The 17,743-nt window shown below is 71.8% G+C and carries 13 protein-coding genes and 1 pseudogene; 11 read left to right on the plus strand and 3 right to left on the minus strand.

The window, feature by feature from the left end; translation table 11 throughout:
• Positions 1-99: 99 nt before the first annotated feature.
• The 8 genes from AB0B33_RS27690 (at position 100) to AB0B33_RS27725 (ending at position 9,309) form a co-directional block, all read left to right on the plus strand.
• Positions 100-774, plus strand: coding sequence for a response regulator transcription factor (locus tag AB0B33_RS27690; RefSeq protein WP_247020179.1), 675 nt, complete (start codon positions 100-102; stop codon positions 772-774).
• Positions 771-2,165, plus strand: coding sequence for a HAMP domain-containing sensor histidine kinase (locus tag AB0B33_RS27695; protein ID WP_360777018.1), 1,395 nt, complete (start codon positions 771-773; stop codon positions 2,163-2,165). Before AB0B33_RS27690 ends, AB0B33_RS27695 begins: the two co-directional genes overlap by 4 nt.
• A 285-nt stretch (positions 2,166-2,450) precedes the next feature.
• Positions 2,451-2,792 carry a hypothetical protein gene (locus AB0B33_RS27700; RefSeq protein WP_360777020.1) on the plus strand — a complete coding sequence of 114 codons (342 nt, stop codon included), beginning with the start codon at positions 2,451-2,453 and terminating at the stop codon, positions 2,790-2,792.
• Between the two features lie 488 nt (positions 2,793-3,280).
• Complete coding sequence (locus AB0B33_RS27705; protein ID WP_247020175.1) at positions 3,281-4,288, plus strand: LacI family DNA-binding transcriptional regulator; 1,008 nt, start codon at positions 3,281-3,283, stop codon at positions 4,286-4,288.
• Positions 4,289-4,505: 217 nt separating this feature from the next.
• On the plus strand, positions 4,506-5,882 hold the full coding sequence (locus AB0B33_RS27710) for an extracellular solute-binding protein (RefSeq protein ID WP_360777022.1): 1,377 nt from the start codon (positions 4,506-4,508) through the stop codon (positions 5,880-5,882).
• On the plus strand, positions 5,860-6,834 hold the full coding sequence (locus AB0B33_RS27715) for a sugar ABC transporter permease (protein ID WP_360777024.1): 975 nt from the start codon (positions 5,860-5,862) through the stop codon (positions 6,832-6,834). Before AB0B33_RS27710 ends, AB0B33_RS27715 begins: the two co-directional genes overlap by 23 nt.
• Positions 6,831-7,700, plus strand: coding sequence for a carbohydrate ABC transporter permease (locus tag AB0B33_RS27720; protein WP_247020169.1), 870 nt, complete (start codon positions 6,831-6,833; stop codon positions 7,698-7,700). The genes AB0B33_RS27715 and AB0B33_RS27720 overlap by 4 nt, the downstream gene beginning before the upstream one ends.
• Positions 7,701-7,731: 31 nt before the next feature.
• Positions 7,732-9,309 (plus strand): glycoside hydrolase family 13 protein, encoded by a 1,578-nt coding sequence (locus tag AB0B33_RS27725; protein ID WP_360777027.1) that lies wholly within the window; start codon positions 7,732-7,734, stop codon positions 9,307-9,309.
• Here the strand turns inward: AB0B33_RS27725 and AB0B33_RS27730 are convergent.
• Positions 9,306-10,640 (minus strand): hypothetical protein, encoded by a 1,335-nt coding sequence (locus AB0B33_RS27730; protein WP_247020165.1) that lies wholly within the window; start codon positions 10,638-10,640, stop codon positions 9,306-9,308. The two genes, AB0B33_RS27725 and AB0B33_RS27730, sit on opposite strands and share 4 nt — an antisense overlap.
• Before the next feature lie 104 nt (positions 10,641-10,744).
• On the opposite strand from AB0B33_RS27730, the gene AB0B33_RS27735 reads away from it, so the two are divergent.
• The gene (locus AB0B33_RS27735; protein ID WP_360777029.1) at positions 10,745-12,193 is read left to right on the plus strand and encodes an ABC transporter substrate-binding protein; all 1,449 of its coding nucleotides are present in this window, start codon (positions 10,745-10,747) and stop codon (positions 12,191-12,193) included.
• A complete protein-coding gene (locus AB0B33_RS27740; protein WP_360777031.1) occupies positions 12,190-12,801 on the plus strand; it encodes an amino acid transporter in 612 nt (203 codons plus the stop codon). Before AB0B33_RS27735 ends, AB0B33_RS27740 begins: the two co-directional genes overlap by 4 nt.
• Here AB0B33_RS27740 and AB0B33_RS27745 read toward each other — a convergent pair.
• Entirely contained in the window at positions 12,767-13,645 is an 879-nt protein-coding gene (locus AB0B33_RS27745) for a LysR family transcriptional regulator (RefSeq protein WP_360777032.1), read from the minus strand. The genes AB0B33_RS27740 and AB0B33_RS27745 overlap by 35 nt on opposite strands.
• Before the next feature lie 70 nt (positions 13,646-13,715).
• Here AB0B33_RS27745 and AB0B33_RS27750 point away from each other — a divergent pair.
• Positions 13,716-14,734, plus strand: a pseudogene (locus AB0B33_RS27750) (SDR family oxidoreductase).
• Here AB0B33_RS27750 and AB0B33_RS27755 read toward each other — a convergent pair.
• On the minus strand, positions 14,689-17,661 hold the full coding sequence (locus AB0B33_RS27755; RefSeq protein WP_360777034.1) for an NACHT domain-containing protein: 2,973 nt from the start codon (positions 17,659-17,661) through the stop codon (positions 14,689-14,691). The pseudogene AB0B33_RS27750 and the gene AB0B33_RS27755 overlap by 46 nt on opposite strands.
• Between the last annotated feature and the right edge of the window lie 82 nt (positions 17,662-17,743).

Below are 17,743 nucleotides of genomic sequence, written 5' to 3' on the forward strand. Positions count from 1 at the left end.
GACGAAACGGCACGGCGGCTCGACGGTTCCGCACGGAACCGCCGGGTCGCCGGCCGGCCTGCATTAACCTCGCCCGGGAGATCGTCCAGGGGAGGACCGGTGCCGCGTTTGCTGCTCGTCGAAGACGACCGAGCCCTGGCCGAAGCGCTTTCACTGGCCTTGCGCGCGCTGGGCCACGACGTCGTCCACGCCCCCACCGGCGAGCACGCGCTCACCGCGCTGGCCGACGCCGAGTTCGTCCTCCTCGACGTCATGCTGCCGGGCATGGACGGGTTCGAGGTCTGCCGCCGGATCCGGGCCCGCAGCCGGCTGCCGATCGTGCTGCTGACCGCGCGCGGCGACCCGATCGACGTCGTCGCCGGGCTCGAATGCGGCGCCGACGACTACGTGGTGAAACCGGCGGAACCCCGCGTGCTCGACGCGCGGATCAAGGCGATCGGCCGCCGGGCGCGCGCCACCGCCCCGGGGAACGGCGTGCTGCGCGTCGGCGGGCTGGAGATCGACCCCGCCGCGATGAGCGTCAGCCGCGACGGCGAGGAACTGGCGCTCACCGCCACCGAAATCCGGCTGCTCGTCGAGTTCGGCGAGCACCCCGACCAGGTCCTGAGCCGGCAGGTGCTGCTCAAGCGCGTCTGGGACTACGGCTACGTCGGCGACTCGCGGATCGTCGACGCGGCCGTCGCGCGGCTGCGGGCCAAGGTCGAGGACGACCCCGCGAACCCGGTGCTGCTGCGCACGGTCCGCGGCCTCGGCTACCGGCTGGTGACCAAGTGAAGCTCCCGGCCGTCAGCCTCCGGACCCGGATCGTCGCCGCGATCGTCGGGGTGACCACCACGGCGACGGCGGTCATGGCGTACTCGGCGTACCAGGTGCAGGCGGACGAGGCACTGGGCCGGTTCGCCGTCTCGGCCGTGGCCGGCGCGGCCGCCGACCGGCAGCTGCTCCAGGAGTTCTCGAAGGTCGGCACCGACGGGTGGCTCGACCGCATCCGGATCGGCCTCGACCCCGACTGGGCGGTGGTGACCGAGCGGCCCGGCGGCCCGCTCGAAGTCGTGCGGACCGCCGACGGGCCCATCCCGGTGCCGGACAAGCTCGCGATGCTGGGGCCCGTGCGGGCGGGCCTGTTCGAACAGCGGGGGCCCGAGCGGTTCGGGACCGCCTACGCGCGGGTGCCGGGAACCGGCCGGAAGGTGTTCGTGGTCAACGCGAACCTGCCCGTCCCCGGCTACCACCTCGTGCAGTTCTTCGACTTCAGCCAGTTCGACGACGACCTGACCGGACTGCGCTGGAAGCTCGTCCGCACCGCGCTCGCGGTCAGCGTGCTCGGGGCCGGGGCCGCGCTGCTGATCGGACGGCGGATCCGGCGTCCGATCAAGGCGTTGTCCGCGGCGGCGGACGAACTCGGCGCGGGCGCGCTGGGAACACGGGTGCCGGTCACGGGCCGGGACGAAGTCGCCGCGCTCGCCGAGTCGTTCAACGCGATGGCCGCGCGGCTCGGCGCGTCGATCGACGAGCTGCACGCGAAGGACCGCCAGCAGCAGCGGTTCGTCGCCGACGTCGCCCACGACCTGCGCACGCCGCTCGCTTCGATGATCGCCACGGTGGACACCCTCGACCACGCCGAGCCCGCCACCCGCACCCGCGCCGCCGAAATCCTCGGCACGCAGGCCCGGCGGCTCGCGAAGCTCGTCGAAGACCTCCTCGAGATCGCGCGGTTCGACGCCGGGAAGGCCGACCTGCGGGTCGCGCCGGTGGACCTGGCCGACCTGGTCGCCGACGCCGCCGGGGTCACCGGGGTCGAAGCCGCCGTGACGGCCGCCGGTGACGTCACCGTCGTCGCCGATCCGCGGCGGGTGCACACCGTCGTGGCGAACCTGCTGAGCAACGCCGTCCGGCACGGGACCGCGCCGGTCACGGTCACCCTCGACGGCACCGGCGACGACGTCGTCGTGCGCGTCGCCGACGCCGGCCCGGGGGTGCCGGCGGACCTGCTGCCGGTGTTGTTCGACCGGTTCACCCGCGGCGACCACGCGCGTCGGGCGACCGACGGCAGTGGGCTCGGGCTGGCGATCGCGCGGGAGAACGTGCTGGCGCACGGCGGCTCGCTCACGGCGCACAACGACGGCGGCGCCGTGTTCACCGTGCGGCTGCCCAGGGGCGGCTGACTCGCGGCCAGCTCGCGCGGGTGCCGGGCGTCGAAGTACGGCAGCGGCAGGTACGCGAGCAGCACCGCGGTCACGAGCAACGGGAGCGGGCGCAGCGCCGGGCTCAGCCACAGCACCACGGCGAGGTTGGTGACCAGCAGGAACCCCCAGCGCGCCCAGTCCCAGCCGGCGAAGGCCAGCAACGCCGGTGCCGCCACGGCCGCGACAGCGAGCGCGTCGAGGCGTTGCAGCAGGGCGCCGGCCACGACGACGGCGAGGATCGGGGCCAGGTGCAGCAGGACTGCGGTGACCGAATACAGCTGCCAGCTCTGGCTCTGGGTGCGTTCGAACAGGGCGAGCGCGTCGGCTCGCGGGGTGAAGTCCGCGGTGGCGAGCGCCATTTCGAGCCGGCCGACGGCGCCGGGGCTCGACGCGGGAAGCATCAGCACGGCGAGTTCCGCCACGACCGGGGTCACGAGCAGCTTCGCCGTGCTCCGCACCGAGGACTGCCGCAGCAGCACGAGCGCGAACACGGGTAGCACGGTGAGCGCCGCGATCTCGTGGGTGAACACCGCGGCCGTGAGCAGCCCGGACGCCACCGCGGGGCGGCGCGGCAGCTGCCACAGCGCGGCGAAGAGCAGCAGGTAGAGGGCCTGGTCGAAGTAGCCGGCCTCGTGGAAGAGGAAGCCGCCGGACGGCAGGAGCAGCCAGCCGATCACGAGGAGCCGGTGGCCGGGCTGCCGGGCGCGGGCGAACGCGACGGCGGCCACGACGAGCACCGCGGCGAGAACAGCGAACGCCGCGGCCGCGAACACCCAGTACGCGTACCCGGTCGCGAGGGCGAGCGGGTGGAGCAGGGTGCCGACGAGGAACCGGCGGTGGAAGCCGTCGGTCAGGGAGACGGCTTCGAGCGTCACGGCCCAGTCGCCCGGCAGCCGGAAGCCGCGGTGGGCCGCCAGTGCCAGGGCGAGCGCGAAGAGGGTGGTGAGCCCGCGCGTCGTGGTGCCGCGGTCGAGGGTGCTGGTCACGATCGCCAAGCTAGGAACGGGATGTGCGCGCTTCGCCACTGTCGATCACCGGCTCGGCACGGTTCCGCACGTCGTACTTTTGCACTCGGTTGCTGTAAAGTTTCACCCATGACGCGTCGTCTTGCCGAAGTCGCCCGCCAGGTCGGGGTCAGCGAAGCCACGGTCAGCCGGGTGCTCAACGGCCGGTCCGGGGTGTCCGCCAGCACCCGTGCCGCCGTGCTCACCGCGCTGGACGTGATGGGGTACGAACGGCCCACCCAGCTGCGCGGCGAGCGCGCCCGGCTGGTCGGGCTGGTGCTACCGGAGCTGCAGAACCCGATCTTCCCGGCACTGGCCGAGATCATGGGCAACGCCCTCGCCCAGCAGGGCTTCACGCCGGTCCTCTGCACGCGCACCGCGGGCGGGGTGTCCGAGGCGGAGTACGTCGAGCTGCTCCTGCAGCAGCAGGTGTCGGGCGTGGTGTTCGCCGGCGGCCTGTACGCGCAGGCGGACGCGGTCCACTCGCACTACCACCACCTGGTCGAGCGCCGCCTCCCGACGGTCCTGATCAACGCGGCGGTCGAGCACCTCGGCCTGCCGCAGGTTTCGTGCGACGACGCCGTGGCCGTGGAGCAGGTCGTCGGGCACCTGAGTTCGCTGGGGCACGAGAAGATCGGCCTGGTACTGGGCCCGTCGGACCACGTGCCGTCGCAGCGCAAGCTCGCGGCGTTCCAGTCGTACGCGGCGAAGCTGGGCTTGCCGGTGCTGGACGAGCTGGTCGAGCACGGGATGTTTTCCATCGAGGGCGGCCACGCGGCGGCGGCCCGCCTGTACCCGCGCGGCGCCACGGCGGTGCTGTGCGCGAGCGACCTGCTGGCGCTGGGCGCGGTCCGCGCGGCCCGACGGCAGGGGCTGTCGGTGCCGGACGACATCTCGGTGGTGGGCTACGACGACTCGGCGTTGATGAACTGCACCGACCCGCCCCTGACGACCACCCGCCAGCCGATCGAGGCGATGGGCCGCGCGGTGGTGGAGCTGCTGGTCAAGCGCATCAACGGCGGCGAGGTGGCGGCGGAGGAACTGCTGTTCGCGCCGGAACTGGTGGTCCGCGGCTCGACAGCCCGCCGCACCACCTGACCCCACCCCAAGCCTCATTCGGCTGAGCGGCGGGTTTCGCACCCGTCGCTCACTTTTTCGTGCCCGCGGCACGGCCCGGCGCCCTGTCGGGCACCAGCCATCCGCAGCCTGTTCGTAACTTGCAACTTCTCGTCGTCTTATTGCGTCGATCTGGTCCATCCCTTTATGGTGACCGCAATCACGTGACAGCCGTCGCGACCCCGAGAAGAGGCTTGAGATGAGCAGTCCCTGGTCCCGAACCGTCTCCCGCCGGATGTTGTGCCTGCTCACCGCGGGCGGCCTGGCGCTGACCCTGGCCGCCTGCGGTGACGGCGACAACGCCGCTCAGACCGGCGGCAAGGTGAAGATCACGGTCACCGGGCAGCCGCCGACCAGCCAGCCGTTCGAGCGCAGCGTCTTCGACGCGGACGTCAAGGAGTTCGAGGCTTCCCACCCGAACATCGACATCGATCCGCACGAAGGCTTCATGGACCCGAAGACCTTCTCGGCGAAGCTCGCCGGCGGCCAGCTGGAAGACGTCTACTACGTCTACTTCACCGACCCGGCGCAGATCATCGCGCGCCACCAAGCAGCCGACATCACCGAAGCCGCGAAGAGCGTCCCGCACATCAACGACATCAAGCCGGAACTGCTCGACAACTTCCGGGACGCGAGCGGCAAGCTCTACGGCCTGCCGACGATGAACTACACGATGGGCCTGCTCTACAGCAAGCCGCTGTTCCAGAAGGCCGGGCTCGACCCGAACAAGCCGCCGCAGACCTGGGACGAGGTCCGTGACGCCGCGAAGAAGATCTCCGCGCTGGGCAACGGGGTCGTCGGGTACGCCGACTACAGCAAGAACAACCAGGGCGGCTGGCACCTGACCGGCTGGCTGTACTCGATGGGCGGCGACATCGCCCGCAAGGACGGCGACAAGTGGGTCGCCGACTTCGACAACGACAAGGGCAAGAAGGCCCTCCAGTACCTGCACGACATGCGCTGGACCGACAACTCCATGGGCGCCAAGCAGCTCCTCGAAGCCACCGACGTGCAGCGGATGATGGGCTCCGGCCAGCTCGGCATGTACATGGCCGCCCCGGACAACGTGCCGGTGCTGGTCAAGCAGTTCAACGGCAAGTACGAGGACTACGGCATCGCGGGCATGCCCGGCGGCGAGGGCACCCTCCTCGGCGGCGAGGGCTACATGGTCAACCCGAAGGCCTCGCCGGAGAAGATCAAGGCCGGCCTCGAGTGGATCCAGTGGAAGTACCTCAACCCGGACCGCTTCGAGAAGCACATCCAGCAGTACGTCGACGGCAAGCAGCCGGTCGGCCTGCCCGCCGAGCCGACCCCCGACGTCTGGACCGGCTCGGTCCGCGAGCAGCAGCTGGCGCTGAAGGCCAAGTACGCCAACGTTCCCGCGCAGAACTTCCAGTCCTACGTGGACACCACGAGCAAGATCAAGGGCAGCATCGAGCCGCCGAACGCGCAGCAGATCTACGCCGCCCTCGACAGCGTGATGCAGGCGGTGCTGACCGACCAGAACGCGAACATCGACCAGCAGCTCTCGTCCGCCGCGTCGAAGGTCAACAGTGTCCTCGCCCAGGTCAAGTAGCCTCCTCGCCTGGCCCGCGACGTCCTCGTCGCGGGCCGGGCGCCCGGCCGTCTCGCAGGAAGACCGCCGCCGCACCAGGCTCAAGCGCAAGATCAAGGAAAACCTCACCGCGTACGGCCTGCTGTGCGCCGCGCTCGTGGTGTTCGCGCTCTTTTCCTGGTACCCCATCGTGCGCGGCGTGCTGCTGAGCTTCCAGCAGGTCGACTTCGTCAACGCGCCGACGTGGGTCGGGTTCGACAACTTCGCGAAGCTGTTCGACGACCCGCTGTTCGGCGTCGCCTGGCGCAACACGCTGCTGTTCACCGGGCTCGCGCTGGTCTTCGGGTTCGCCGTCCCGTTCCTCACGGCCGTGCTGCTCAACGAAATCCGGCACGCGAAGGCGTTCTTCCGGCTCGCCGTCTACCTCCCGGTGATGCTGCCGCCGGTCGTCACGGCGCTGATGTGGAAGTGGTTCTACGACCCGGGTCCCGGCCTGTTCAACTCCGCGCTCGGCGCGGTCGGCCTGCCCGGCGGCCAGTGGCTCGACTCGTCCGGCACGGCGATGCTGTCGCTGGTCTTCGTCTCGACGTGGGCCAACATGGGCAGCACCACGCTGATCTACCTGGCCGCGCTCGGCACGATCCCCGGCGAGCTCTACGAAGCCGCCGAACTCGACGGCGCCGGGCTGTGGAAACGCCTGCGGCACGTGACTTTCCCGCAGACGCGGTTCGTCCTGCTCGTGCTCTTGCTGCTGCAGATCGTCGCGACCATGCAGGTGTTCACCGAGCCGTACGTGATGACCGGCGGCGGCCCGGACGACTCGACGGTCACCGTGCTCCTGCTGCTCTACCGCTACGCCTTCGTCTACAACGACTTCGGCGCGGCGAGCGCGATGAGCCTGCTGCTGTTCGTGGCGCTGGGCGTGTTCTCGGCGTGGTACGTCCGGCTGACGCGGAAGGCGGACCAGTCATGAGGACCCTCGTCTCCCCGTCCGCGCTGCGCAGCCCGCGCGGCAAAGTCGTCTACGGCGTCGTTTTCGCTTGCACGCTCGCGATCTTCATCCTGGCCTTCATGTTCCCGCTCTACTGGGCGATCACGGGCGCGCTGAAGTCACCTCAGGAACTGGCCGCGACGCCGGCGACGCTCGTCCCGCACGAGTGGCACCCGGAAACCTTTGCCGACGCGTGGAGCCAGCTGAGCCTGGGCAAGTACTTCCTCAACACGCTCGTCGTCGCCGGCGGCGCGTGGCTGGCGCAGCTGGCCATCGACGTCCCGGCCGCGTTCGCGCTGTCGAAGCTGCGGCCCAAGTTCGGCAACGTCGTGCTCGGGCTGATGCTGGCCACGCTGATGCTCCCCGCGACGGCGCTGCTCGTCCCGACGTACGTGACGGTGACGGACCTGCCGCTGCTGCACCTCAACCTGATCAACTCGCCGACGGCGGTCTGGCTGCCCGCGGCGGCGAACGCGTTCAACATCTACCTGCTGAAGCGGTTCTTCGACCAGATCCCCGACGAGCTCATCGAAGCGGCGCGCATCGACGGCGCCGGGCCGGTGCGCACGCTCTGGCGGATCATCCTGCCGATCTCGCGGCCGATCCTGGCCGTGGTTTCGATCCTCGCGGTCGTCACCGCGTGGAAGGACTTCATCTGGCCGCTGCTGGTGTTCCCGGACACCGAAAAGCAGACGCTCTCGGTGATGCTGCAACGGGTGGCGATCGACATGCCGCTCAACGTGCTCGTCGCCGGGATGGTGCTGGCCAGTCTGCCGATGGTGGCGCTGTTCCTGGCGTTCCAGCGGCAGATCCTCGCCGGGCTGACCGCCGGCAGCATCAAGGGCTGAGGCCTTCCCAACAACAAGGAGGGGCACTTACGTGACCGACAAGACCGGCTGGTGGCGGAGCGCGGCCATCTACCAGGTGTACATCCGCAGCTTCGCGGACGGCAACGGCGACGGCGTCGGCGACCTCGCCGGTGTCCGCGCCCGGCTGGACCACCTGGCCGACCTGGGGATCGACGCGATCTGGTTCACCCCGTGGTACCCGTCCCCGATGGACGACGGCGGCTACGACGTCGCCGACTTCCGCGACATCGAGCCGCTCTTCGGCACGCTCGACGAGGCCGAGGAGCTCATCGCCGAAGCGCACGCGCGGGACATCCGGGTGATCATCGACATCGTGCCCAACCACTGCTCCGACGAGCACCGCTGGTTCCAGGCCGCGCTGGCCGCGGGCCCGGGATCGCCGGAGCGGCAACGGTTCTGGTTCCGCCCCGGCCGCGGCCCGGACGGCAGCGAGCCACCGAACAACTGGAGGTCGCGCTTCGGCGGCTCCGCGTGGACGCGCGTGCCGGACGGCGAGTGGTACCTGCACCTCTACAGCTCGCGCCAGCCCGACTTCAACTGGGACAACCCGGAAATCCGCACGGAGTTCGAGGACGTGCTGCGGTTCTGGTTCGACCGCGGGGTCGACGGCTTCCGCATCGACGTCGCCGACGGGCTGGTCAAGGACCCGCACCTGCCCGACGTGGAGGAAGGCGACGAGACGCCGTTCTCCGACCAGGAGGGCCTGCACGAGATCTACCGCTCGTGGCGCAAGATCGTCGACAGCTACCCGGGCGAGCGGGTGCTGGTCGGCGAGATGTGGCTGGAGGACATGTCCCGAGCGGCGCGCTACCTGCGCCGCGACGAGCTGCACTCGGCGTTCAACTTCGACTTCCTGGTCTGCCCGTGGGACAGCAAGCGCTTCCGCGACGTCATCGACCGGACGCTGAAGGCGCACGAGGAGGTCGGCGCGCCGGCCGCGTGGGTGCTGTCGAACCACGACGTCACGCGGCACGTCACGCGCTACGGCCGGGAAGGCGACACCGGGTTCAGCTTCGCGAACCGGCTGCACGAGCTCCCGGTGGACCGCGAGCTGGGCACCCGGCGGGCCCGGGCGGCGGCGCTGCTGACGCTGGCCCTGCCCGGCGGGCTGTACGTCTACCAGGGCGAGGAGCTGGGGCTCTGGGAGGTCCTGGACATCCCCGACGAGCTGCGTCAGGACCCGGTGTGGGCCCGCACGAACGGCACCGACCCCGGTCGCGACGGCTGCCGCGTACCGATCCCGTGGTCGGGCTCCGAAGCGCCGTTCGGCTTCGGCGCCGGGGGCGCGTGGCTCCCCCAGCCCGCCGAGTGGCGGGACTACACGGCGGAAGCGGAGGCGGCGGACCCGGCGTCGATGCTGGCGCTGTACCGCAACGGGCTGCGGCTCCGGCGGGATCTCCCCACCGGCTCGCCGGAGTGGCTCGACCTCGGTGAAGGGGTGCTGGCGTTCCGGCTCGGGACGGGGTTCACGTTCGCGCTGAACTTCTCGGACACGCCGATCCCGCTCCCCGCCGGGGAGATCCTGCTGGCCAGCGGGCCGGCCGGCGGCGAACTGCCGACCGACACCGCTGTCTGGCTGAAGTCCTAACGGGTGAGCTGCAGGACGTCTACGCCGCGGGCGTTGTCCGCGACGTAGACGTACTTGCCGTGCCAGTACGGGGCCCACGCGCTCGCGTCGCCCGGCCGGTAGTACGCGATCTGCCGCGGGTTCGTCGGGTCACTGACGTCGAGGAACCGGGTGCCCTGCGCGTAGAACGACTGCACCAGGATCTTGCCGCGGACGTCGAAGTAGTGCGCGGAACAGTCGTCGGACGCCGGGTCGCTGCCCTCCTGGCCGTTGACGCCCCAGGTGCCGACGCTCTCCAGGCGGAACGGCTTCTCCGGCGTCGAGCGCCAGCCTTCGCCGTGGTAGGAGCCCTTCAGCGACGAGATCGTCAGGACGCCGTCGCCCGCGCAGCCGTCGACGAAGTTCTCCTCCGTCGCGTAGATCAGGTCCTGGCCGCGCCAGGCGCCGTCACCGACGCGGTGGCCGGCCGGGTGGAAGCTGTTGTGCATGAACCGGGACGGCGCCGCCGTCTCGGCGATGCCGCCGCCGGCGTACGGGATCGGCTCGTGCGCGGTCGCGCGGTGGACCTTGTTCGTCAGCGGGTCGCGGTGCACGCCGTCGGTCCAGTACCCGCGCACGCCGCCGCGGCCGGACACCCAGGCCACGCCGTTGTCGTCCACCTGGACGTCGTGCACGTAGTCGGTCTTGCCGTCGTTGCGGGCCAGCTCGATGGGCTGCGGGTTCACCTTCGGGTGCCGCGGGTCGCGGATGTCGGTGACCCAGATCGGGCGGCCGCCCCAGTCCGCGGGCTGGTCGTCGGCCTTCGCCGGGCCGCCGGTCCAGAGGTAGCGGCAGCCGTCGACGCAGCTGGTGGTGTGCCCGGCGGGCACCTTGACGTAGCTGAGGATCGCCGGGGCCTCGGGCTTCGAGACGTCGACGACGTAGATGCCGGACTCGCCGGTGTGCGTGGTGCCGCCGTACGCGCGCGGGTCGCGGGAGAGGAAGACCAGCTTGCGGTTCTGGTCGACCTCGGTGTCCTCGGTCTCCCACAGCCCCGGCAGGCTGACCTGGCCGACCAGCTTCGGCGCGGCCGGGTTCTTCGTCAGGTCGTAGACCTTCAGCCCGAACTCGCCGGACACGACCATGACGTCGCGGCGGCCGTAGTCGAGGAAGTTGATCGAGATGGCGCCGGCGGCGTCGGGGACGTTGCCGACGGACTTGACGTTCTTGATCGCCCCGGGATCGCCCAGCGTGCGGGCGGCGGGGGTGGCCGGTTTGTCGTCCTCGCCGCAGGCGGCGGCCGGGAGCCCGGTCGCGACCAGCGTGGCGCTGACGGTGACGGCGGCGAAGCACGACCGCAACCAGGTGCGCACGCGAAACCTCCCAGAACGCTCGGAGCGTGACCACGGGAACGGTACGACGGAGATCAACCGGACACAACCGTCTTTTGTTGGCTCTTGACTGGTAGGACTGGCGCATGCGCTTGCTCGTCCTGTTCGCCGTCCTCGCCCTCGCCGTCACGGGCTGCTCCGGCACCGACCCCGCGCGCCCCGGCGTGCTGTCCGTCGGCATCCGGGAGCCGGCGACGCTGCTGCCCGCGGACCTCGCCGACCAGGCGGGCCGGCTGGTGACCGGGGCGCTGTGGACCCCGCTGGCCGACTACGACGCGGCGTCGGGCAAGCTCACCCCGCGCGCGGCCGAGTCGATCGAGAGCACCGACCGCGTGCACTGGACGGTCAAGCTGCGGCCCGCGACCTTCCACGACGACACGCCGGTGACCGCACAGTCCTATGTGGACACCTGGCGGGCGGTCGCCGCGGCGCACTGGGTGTCCACGCCGGTGTTCACGAAGCTGTTGCGCGCCCGCGAAATCACCGCGCCCGCGCCGGACACGATCACGCTGACGCTCGACCGCCCGTCCGGCCAGGTCCCGGCCCTGCTTTCGGCGCCGGGCCTGGTGCCGCTGCCGGCGTCGGTGCTCGCTTCCCGCGACTGGAACGGCTTCGCCAAGGCCCCGGTCGGCAACGGCCCGTACCGCCTGGACGGCGGCTGGCACCCGGGTTCGGGCGGCACGCTCAAGCGCGTCGGGCCCGGGAAGGCCGAGGAGATCGAGCTGCGGGTCGGCGAACCGGGCGCCCAGTACGACGCGGTCAAGGCGGGCACGCTCGACCTGGCGACCGAGGTCCCCGGCGAGAAGCACGAAGCCATGCACACCGACTTCGGCGACGACCACCACGCGACCTGGGCCCTCCCGCAGGCGGGCTACCTGGCGTTCCCGGTGGCGAACCCGCGGTTTTCCGACGCGACGGTCCGCCACGGCTTCGCTTTGGGCGTGGACCGCGCGGCGCTGGAGGCGGGCCCGCTGGCGCACCAGGTCGACCCGGCGAAGGCCCTGCTGCCCCCGGCGGACGCCCCGGGTGACCGGTCCGGCACCTGCCGCCCGTGCAGCTACGACGCGGCGGCGGGCAAGGCCCTGTTGAAGCAGGCGGCCTTCCCGGGCGGTGCGACCGTCTACTTCGGACCGGGCGCGGAGGCGTGGACCCGGACCCTGGTCGTCGGACTCCACAAAGCGCTGGACGTTTCCGTGACGGCACAGGCGGCCCCGAACACCGGACCGCTCGACGGGCCGTCCACCGTGGACGTCAAACTGGCGACGGCGAGCCCGTACGAGCTGCTGTCCCAGCTGGCTGCGGAATCGGGGTACACCGACGAGGTCTTCACGCAGAACCTGGCACTGGCCGACGCCGCGGCGACCCCGGAGGAGGCGGGCGAGCTGTACCGGCTGGCGGAGAACCAGCTGCTGCGGGACCTGCCGGTGGCGCCGCTGTGGTCGGGCCACGGCCACGCGGTCTGGTCCTCGCGCGTCCACGACGTGACGACGACGCCGTTCACCGGCCCGGTGCTGACGGGGATCGCGGTCTCGTGACCTGGGACCCGGCCACCCCGGCCGAGGTGGCGGTGCTGTTCGCCTCCGCCGGCGTCCCGTGGTGGATCGCGGGTGGTTACGCGATCGAGCTGGCGGTGGGACACGCGTTCCGCGCGCACGCCGACGTCGACGTCCTGTTCCTCCGCCGCGACCAGGCGGCGGTGCAGGCGGCGCTGCCGTCGTGGGAGTGGTGGGCGGCCGACCCGCCGGGCACGCTCCGGCCGTGGCTGCCCGGCGAGGTCCTGCCCCCGGGCGTCGACGACGTCTGGTGCCGCCCGGGACCGTCGGCACCGTGGCGGATCCAGATCATGCTCGACGAGACCGAGGGCGACGAGTGGATCTCCCGCCGGAACCCGGCCGTGCGGCGGCCGGTGTCCCGGCTGGGCGCGGTCTCGGCGGGCGGAATTCCCTACCTGGCCCCGGAAGTGCAGTTGCTGGCCAAGGCGCGTGACACCCGGCCCAAGGACGAGCGGGACTTCACAGCGGCCCTGCCGGTGCTCGACACGGCTCAGCGGCGCTGGCTCGCAGCCGCCCTGGCGCCGGACCACCCCTGGCAGGACCGCCTCCAGGCGGCTAGACCGTCGCGTGCTCGGCGAGGGTCTCGATGAACGCGCTGGTCAGCGGGTCCGGCACCCCGCGCGTGTACGCCACCAGCGTCCTCCGCACCGGCACGCTCGGCCGCAGCACCCGGCCGTCGAAGCGCGGTGGCAGCACGTTCGCCGGGACCAGTGCCGGGCCCAAGCCCGCCGCCGCCAGGATCGGGGCCGCTGCCGTCTGCTCGGTGCGGACCGCCGCGCGGGGGCGGAAGCCCGCCGCCGCGCAGGTCGCGTCCACCAGTTCCGCGAGGCCGTTGCCCGGGGCGTAGTGCACCCACGCGCAGTCCGCGAGCGTCGCCAGGTCGACCACGCCGGTCTCGTCGTCCTCCGAAGCGCCGTCCGCGGGCAGCACGACGACGAACTCCTCCACGCCCAGCTCCCGCACCGGCCCGGTCCAGCCGGCCGGCCGCGGGCCGAGCGCGACGTCGGCCTCGCCCGCGGCCATCGCTTCGCGCAGCTCGTCGGCGTGCCGGAACTCGATCAGCCGGACGTCGACCTCGGGCCGGTCGCGCCGCCACACGCGCAACGCGGGCGGCAGCACGCCGAGGCTGACCGAGTACAGCGTCGCGACCTGCAGTTCGCCCGCCGTCGTCCCGGACGCGAGGCGGGCGGCGCAGCGCGCGCGTTCGGCGTCGGCCAGCGCCGCCCGCGCGTGCGGGAGCATCGCCCGCCCCATCGGCGTGAGCCGGACCGCGCGCGGCAGCCGTTCGAGCAACGGCCCGCCGAGACCGCGTTCGAGCGCCCGCATCTGGTGCGACAACGCCGGCTGCGTCACGTGCAGCTGCTCGGCGGCGCGGGTGAACGAGCCGGTGTCGACCACCGTGACCAGGTACTCCAGCTGCCGCAGGCTTGTCATGAACTCAGCTTATCGACATGGTGACGAGGATGCCTTGGACTTATCTCCGGCGCGGGGACAGCCTGGAACCATGAAGCGCAAGACAGCCCTGGTCGCCGGGGCCAACGGGATCATCGGCCGCACCCTCGTCGAGCACCTGCGGGCGGACGGCGGCTGGGACGTCACCGGCCTCGCCCGCCGCGGCGGGCCGGGCACGATCGCCGTCGACCTGCTGGACGCGGCCGAGACCCGGGCGAAGCTCAGCGGGCTCGACGCCACGACCCACCTCTTCTACGCCGCCTACCAGGACAAACCGACGTGGGCCGAGCTGGTCCCGCCGAACCTGGCGATGCTGACCAACCTCGTCGACGCGGCGGAAGCGGCCGCGCCCGGCCTCGAGCACGTCAGCCTGATGCAGGGCTACAAGGTCTACGGCGCGCACCTCGGCCCGTTCAAGACCCCGGCGCGCGAGACCGACGCGGGGCACCTGCCGCCGGAGTTCAACGTCGACCAGCAGCAGTTCCTCGAACGCCGCGCGGGCTCGTGGACGTGGTCGGAGTCCGCCCCTCGGTGGTCGGCGGCACGGCGCTGGGCAACCCGATGAACCTGGCGCTGGTGATCGCGGTGTACGCGTCGATTTCGAAGGAACTGGGCGTGCCGCTGCGCTTCCCGGGCAAGCCGGGCGCGTACGACAGCCTCCTGGAGATGACGGACGCGGGCCTCCTGGCCTCGGCGACGACCTGGGCGACGAACCACCAGGGCGCCTTCAACATCGCGAACGGCGACCTGTTCCGCTGGCGCGAACTGTGGCCGAAACTGGCGGCGTACTTCGGTCTGGAGGTCGCCCCGCCGCTGCGGATGTCCCTCGTGGACGTCATGGCCGACAAAGCTCCACTGTGGACGTCCATGGCCACCCGCCACGGCCTTTCGTCGTCCTACGCCGACGTTTCCTCGTCCTGGGCGTTCGCCGACTTCGTGTTCGGCTGGGACTACGACGTGTTCGCGGACACGTCCAAGTCCCGGCGGGCGGGCTTCGGAGAGTACGTCGAGACGGAGCAGATGTTCTACCGGCTGTTCGACGAGTTCCGGAAGGCGCGCGTGATCCCCTGACCCGCTTCCCGCCCGGAGATCACCGTCGAGCGGACCCGCAGGACGCTCTCGTCCAGGCTGCGCAGGTCGCGGAACGGGTTCGCGATCTCGCGCTCCCGGCGGCCGAGCAGCCGCACGAGGCCGGTGGTGACGACCGTCAGGACGAACGCCGCCGTCGCCAGGACGGGCGCGCCGAGCCAGTCCACCAGGGTCGTCACCGCGTACGCCAGCACCCCGGGCAGGGACAGCACGAGGAAGAACCCGGCGAGGACGGTCATCCGCTGGACTTCACCGAAGCGGAAGAAGAGGCCGGTGAGCAGGAAACCCAGTGCGGCCAGTGCGGTGGCCCACCCCTCCCACGGCGCGGTCCAGGGCCACCAGCCGAACGCCGAGCCGGTCGCCCGCGTCACGCCCAGCAGGTAGGGCCCGGCCAGCAGGACCACGAGGGCGACGGACGCCACGGGCCGGAGCACGACCGGCGCCTTCAGGTCCTCGTCGAAGGTCCGCCACTGGCTTTCGTCGGCGCGGAACCCGGGCCTGGACAGCTTCACCACCAGCCGCACCAGGACGGTGGTGGGCAGCGTGGCCAGCAGGCTCCGGTAACCGACGCCCACCCCGGCCCGCTCGAACAGGGCCAGCGCGAGCCGGCGCGCCTGTCCTTCGTCCCGCTCGTGGATCTCCGCGAGTGCTTCACCGTTCCCGGTGTGGTCCCGGACCCCGACGCCGAGCGAGCGTGCGACGCGCCCGACTTCGAGGTCGAGCCCGGCCAGCGCCGCCGGGTCGTACTGCCGGGACGCGCCCCGGACGCCGATCGGCATGGCGAGCCGCGGGTCCACCCGGCCGACGTCGTCCGGCATCCGCGCCCCGGTGCGGTCGTCGATCAGGTAGCCGACCCGGCCCATGAGCTCGGCGAGGTGCCCGGTTCCCGCCGTGCGGAAGGGCGCCCACAGCCAGTCGTACCACTCGCCCGCCGGGTTCCCGGTCTCCGCGCGCGACAGCTCGTCTTCGACGTCCGGGCTGCGCACCAGCACGGCCAGCCGCCACGCGGCCCGGACGGCGACGTCGCTTTCGTCCCACAGCAGCTCGGCCAAGGCCACGCCCGCCGACGCCGTCCCGATGGCGGCGATGTCGTCGACGGCGGCGGTCGAGCCGGTCCCGGCGCGCTCGGCCAGCACCGGCAGCGCGAGCTCCCCCGTCGACCGCAGGGCCACGCGCGCCGCGGGGGCCCACGTCGCCAGGTCGCTGAGCGTCTCGACCGCCGGCCGCAGCCGGGTGGCGGCCAGCGCGAGCATCGCGGGCACGTGCCGCTGCAGCGCGGCCCGGGTGAGGCGGGTGCGCAGCGCCGTCCCGCGCGGTCCCGGGTCGGCCGCGACCGCGCCCAGCGCGGCCACGACCACGGGGTCGGGCTCGGCACCGGGCAGCGTCGCCTCGAAGTGCCGCAGCACCGCCCTGGCCAGCGTCTCGTCGATCTGGCGCGCCTCGGCCAGGCATTCGAGCGCCAGGAGCTTGCCGCGCCGGTCGCCGGCGAAGATCCGCTCGACGACCGGCGTGCAGTCGCGGTTGGCGCCACCGCACCAGAGCTTGACCGTCTCGCGCCACCGGCCGGGGTTCTCCTCGTACAGCGCCAGCAACCGCTCGGGGCTGTCCGCCAGCTCCATCGCGGCCAGGTACTCCTGCAGCGTCAGGTGCGGGAACTCGTAGAGGAGGTTGCCTTCGTCCACCCGCACCAGCAACCCGCTGCGGTCGACGATCTCCTCGAGCATCGGGGCCGCGTGCGCCACCTCCAGGTTGAACCTGGTGAGCACCCGGGTGATGGTGGCGAGCAGCTCGTCCTCCGGCACGGTCCGCCGGTCGGTCCCCGGCGCCATCGCGCCCTGGGCCCGCACCGCGATGGCCCGCAGCGCCATCTGCTTGTGGCCGGCCTTGTAGGTGGCGAGGCCGCGGGTACGCCCCAGCTCGGAGTCGCGCCGCAGCAGGTGCTGCACCGCCAGTTCGTAGAACTCCGCGCGCGAGCCCGGCAGCACCGGCCCGATCCCGGGATCCGCGTCGTGCAGCGAGGCGATCATCGTGAGCAGCAGCGGGGTCCGGGCCAGCAGCAGGATGGGCGGGCTCGCCCGCAGTCCGGCCATCATCTGCTCGACCTCGAACCGCGTGTCGCGACCGGCCCGTTTCGAGGTGAACCACAGCCGGAGGAACCGGCGGATGGCGGCGTCGTCGAAACCGGCCACCCGCACCTCGTGATCGAAGTCCGGCCGCAGTTCGGAATCGTAGACCGCCGCCCGGCAGGTGACGACGATCTGGCACTTCGGCCATTTTTCGGCGAACGCCTTCAGCTGTTGCGTGACTTCGGCCCGCCGGTCGGTCACGATTTCGTCGAAACCGTCGAAGAACACGCTCAGCAGGCCGTCCGCCAGCGCGCGGTCCAGGAACCGTTCCGGTTTCTTCACGCCACCCCGCCCGAGCGCGGCCACGACGAGGTCCCGCGGGCTCTCCTCGCCGCGGTTCCGGCGGAACAGTTCGACGAACACGGGGACGCGCTCGAAATCGGCGGGCCGGTCGGCCCACTTCACCATGGAATACTTCAGCAGCATGGATTTCCCGGCCCCGGCCGGGCCGAGGACGACGGTCCGGCCGCGGTCCCGGATGCTGCCGTAGATGTCTTCGCGGCGCCCGTCCACCTCGCTCTGGAGCGGGACGTAGACCTCGCTGACCGTCACCTTGGTGGTGGCCAGGAAACCGAGCGCGTGGCTGTCGAACGTCGCTTTGACGCCACCGGCGTACCGCCGCAGTTCGCGCCTGGTCAGCGTCCGGCGCCGGCTGCGGAACACGGCGGGCCAGAAACGCTGCCCGAGGTGTTTGACCCCTTCACCGACGAATTGCTTCGCCAGAAAACCGGCGAAGGCGAAAACGAGCGCCATGACTACGGCGTAGGTCAGCTGAGCAGGCACTTCGGCCCCTCGTGATCGGTATCGGCCCTCCGGTTTACCAACCGGGCTCCGCCGCCGTCGACCCGCGGGGCCGCCGCTTCAC

The organism is Amycolatopsis sp. NPDC049159 (assembly GCF_040648295.1).
In the GTDB taxonomy this organism is placed as follows: domain Bacteria; phylum Actinomycetota; class Actinomycetes; order Mycobacteriales; family Pseudonocardiaceae; genus Amycolatopsis; species Amycolatopsis pretoriensis_A.

Bases quoted from the DNA above. Each gene is read 5' to 3' on its own strand.
- AB0B33_RS27720 (WP_247020169.1), top strand. From the start codon at position 6,831: ATGAGGACCCTCGTCTCCCCGTCCGCGCTGCGCAGCCCGCGCGGCAAA.
- AB0B33_RS27735 (WP_360777029.1), top strand. From the start codon at position 10,745: ATGCGCTTGCTCGTCCTGTTCGCCGTCCTCGCCCTCGCCGTCACGGGC.
- AB0B33_RS27745 (WP_360777032.1), bottom strand. From the start codon at position 13,645: ATGACAAGCCTGCGGCAGCTGGAGTACCTGGTCACGGTGGTCGACACC.
- AB0B33_RS27710 (WP_360777022.1), top strand. From the start codon at position 4,506: ATGAGCAGTCCCTGGTCCCGAACCGTCTCCCGCCGGATGTTGTGCCTG.
- AB0B33_RS27705 (WP_247020175.1), top strand. From the start codon at position 3,281: ATGACGCGTCGTCTTGCCGAAGTCGCCCGCCAGGTCGGGGTCAGCGAA.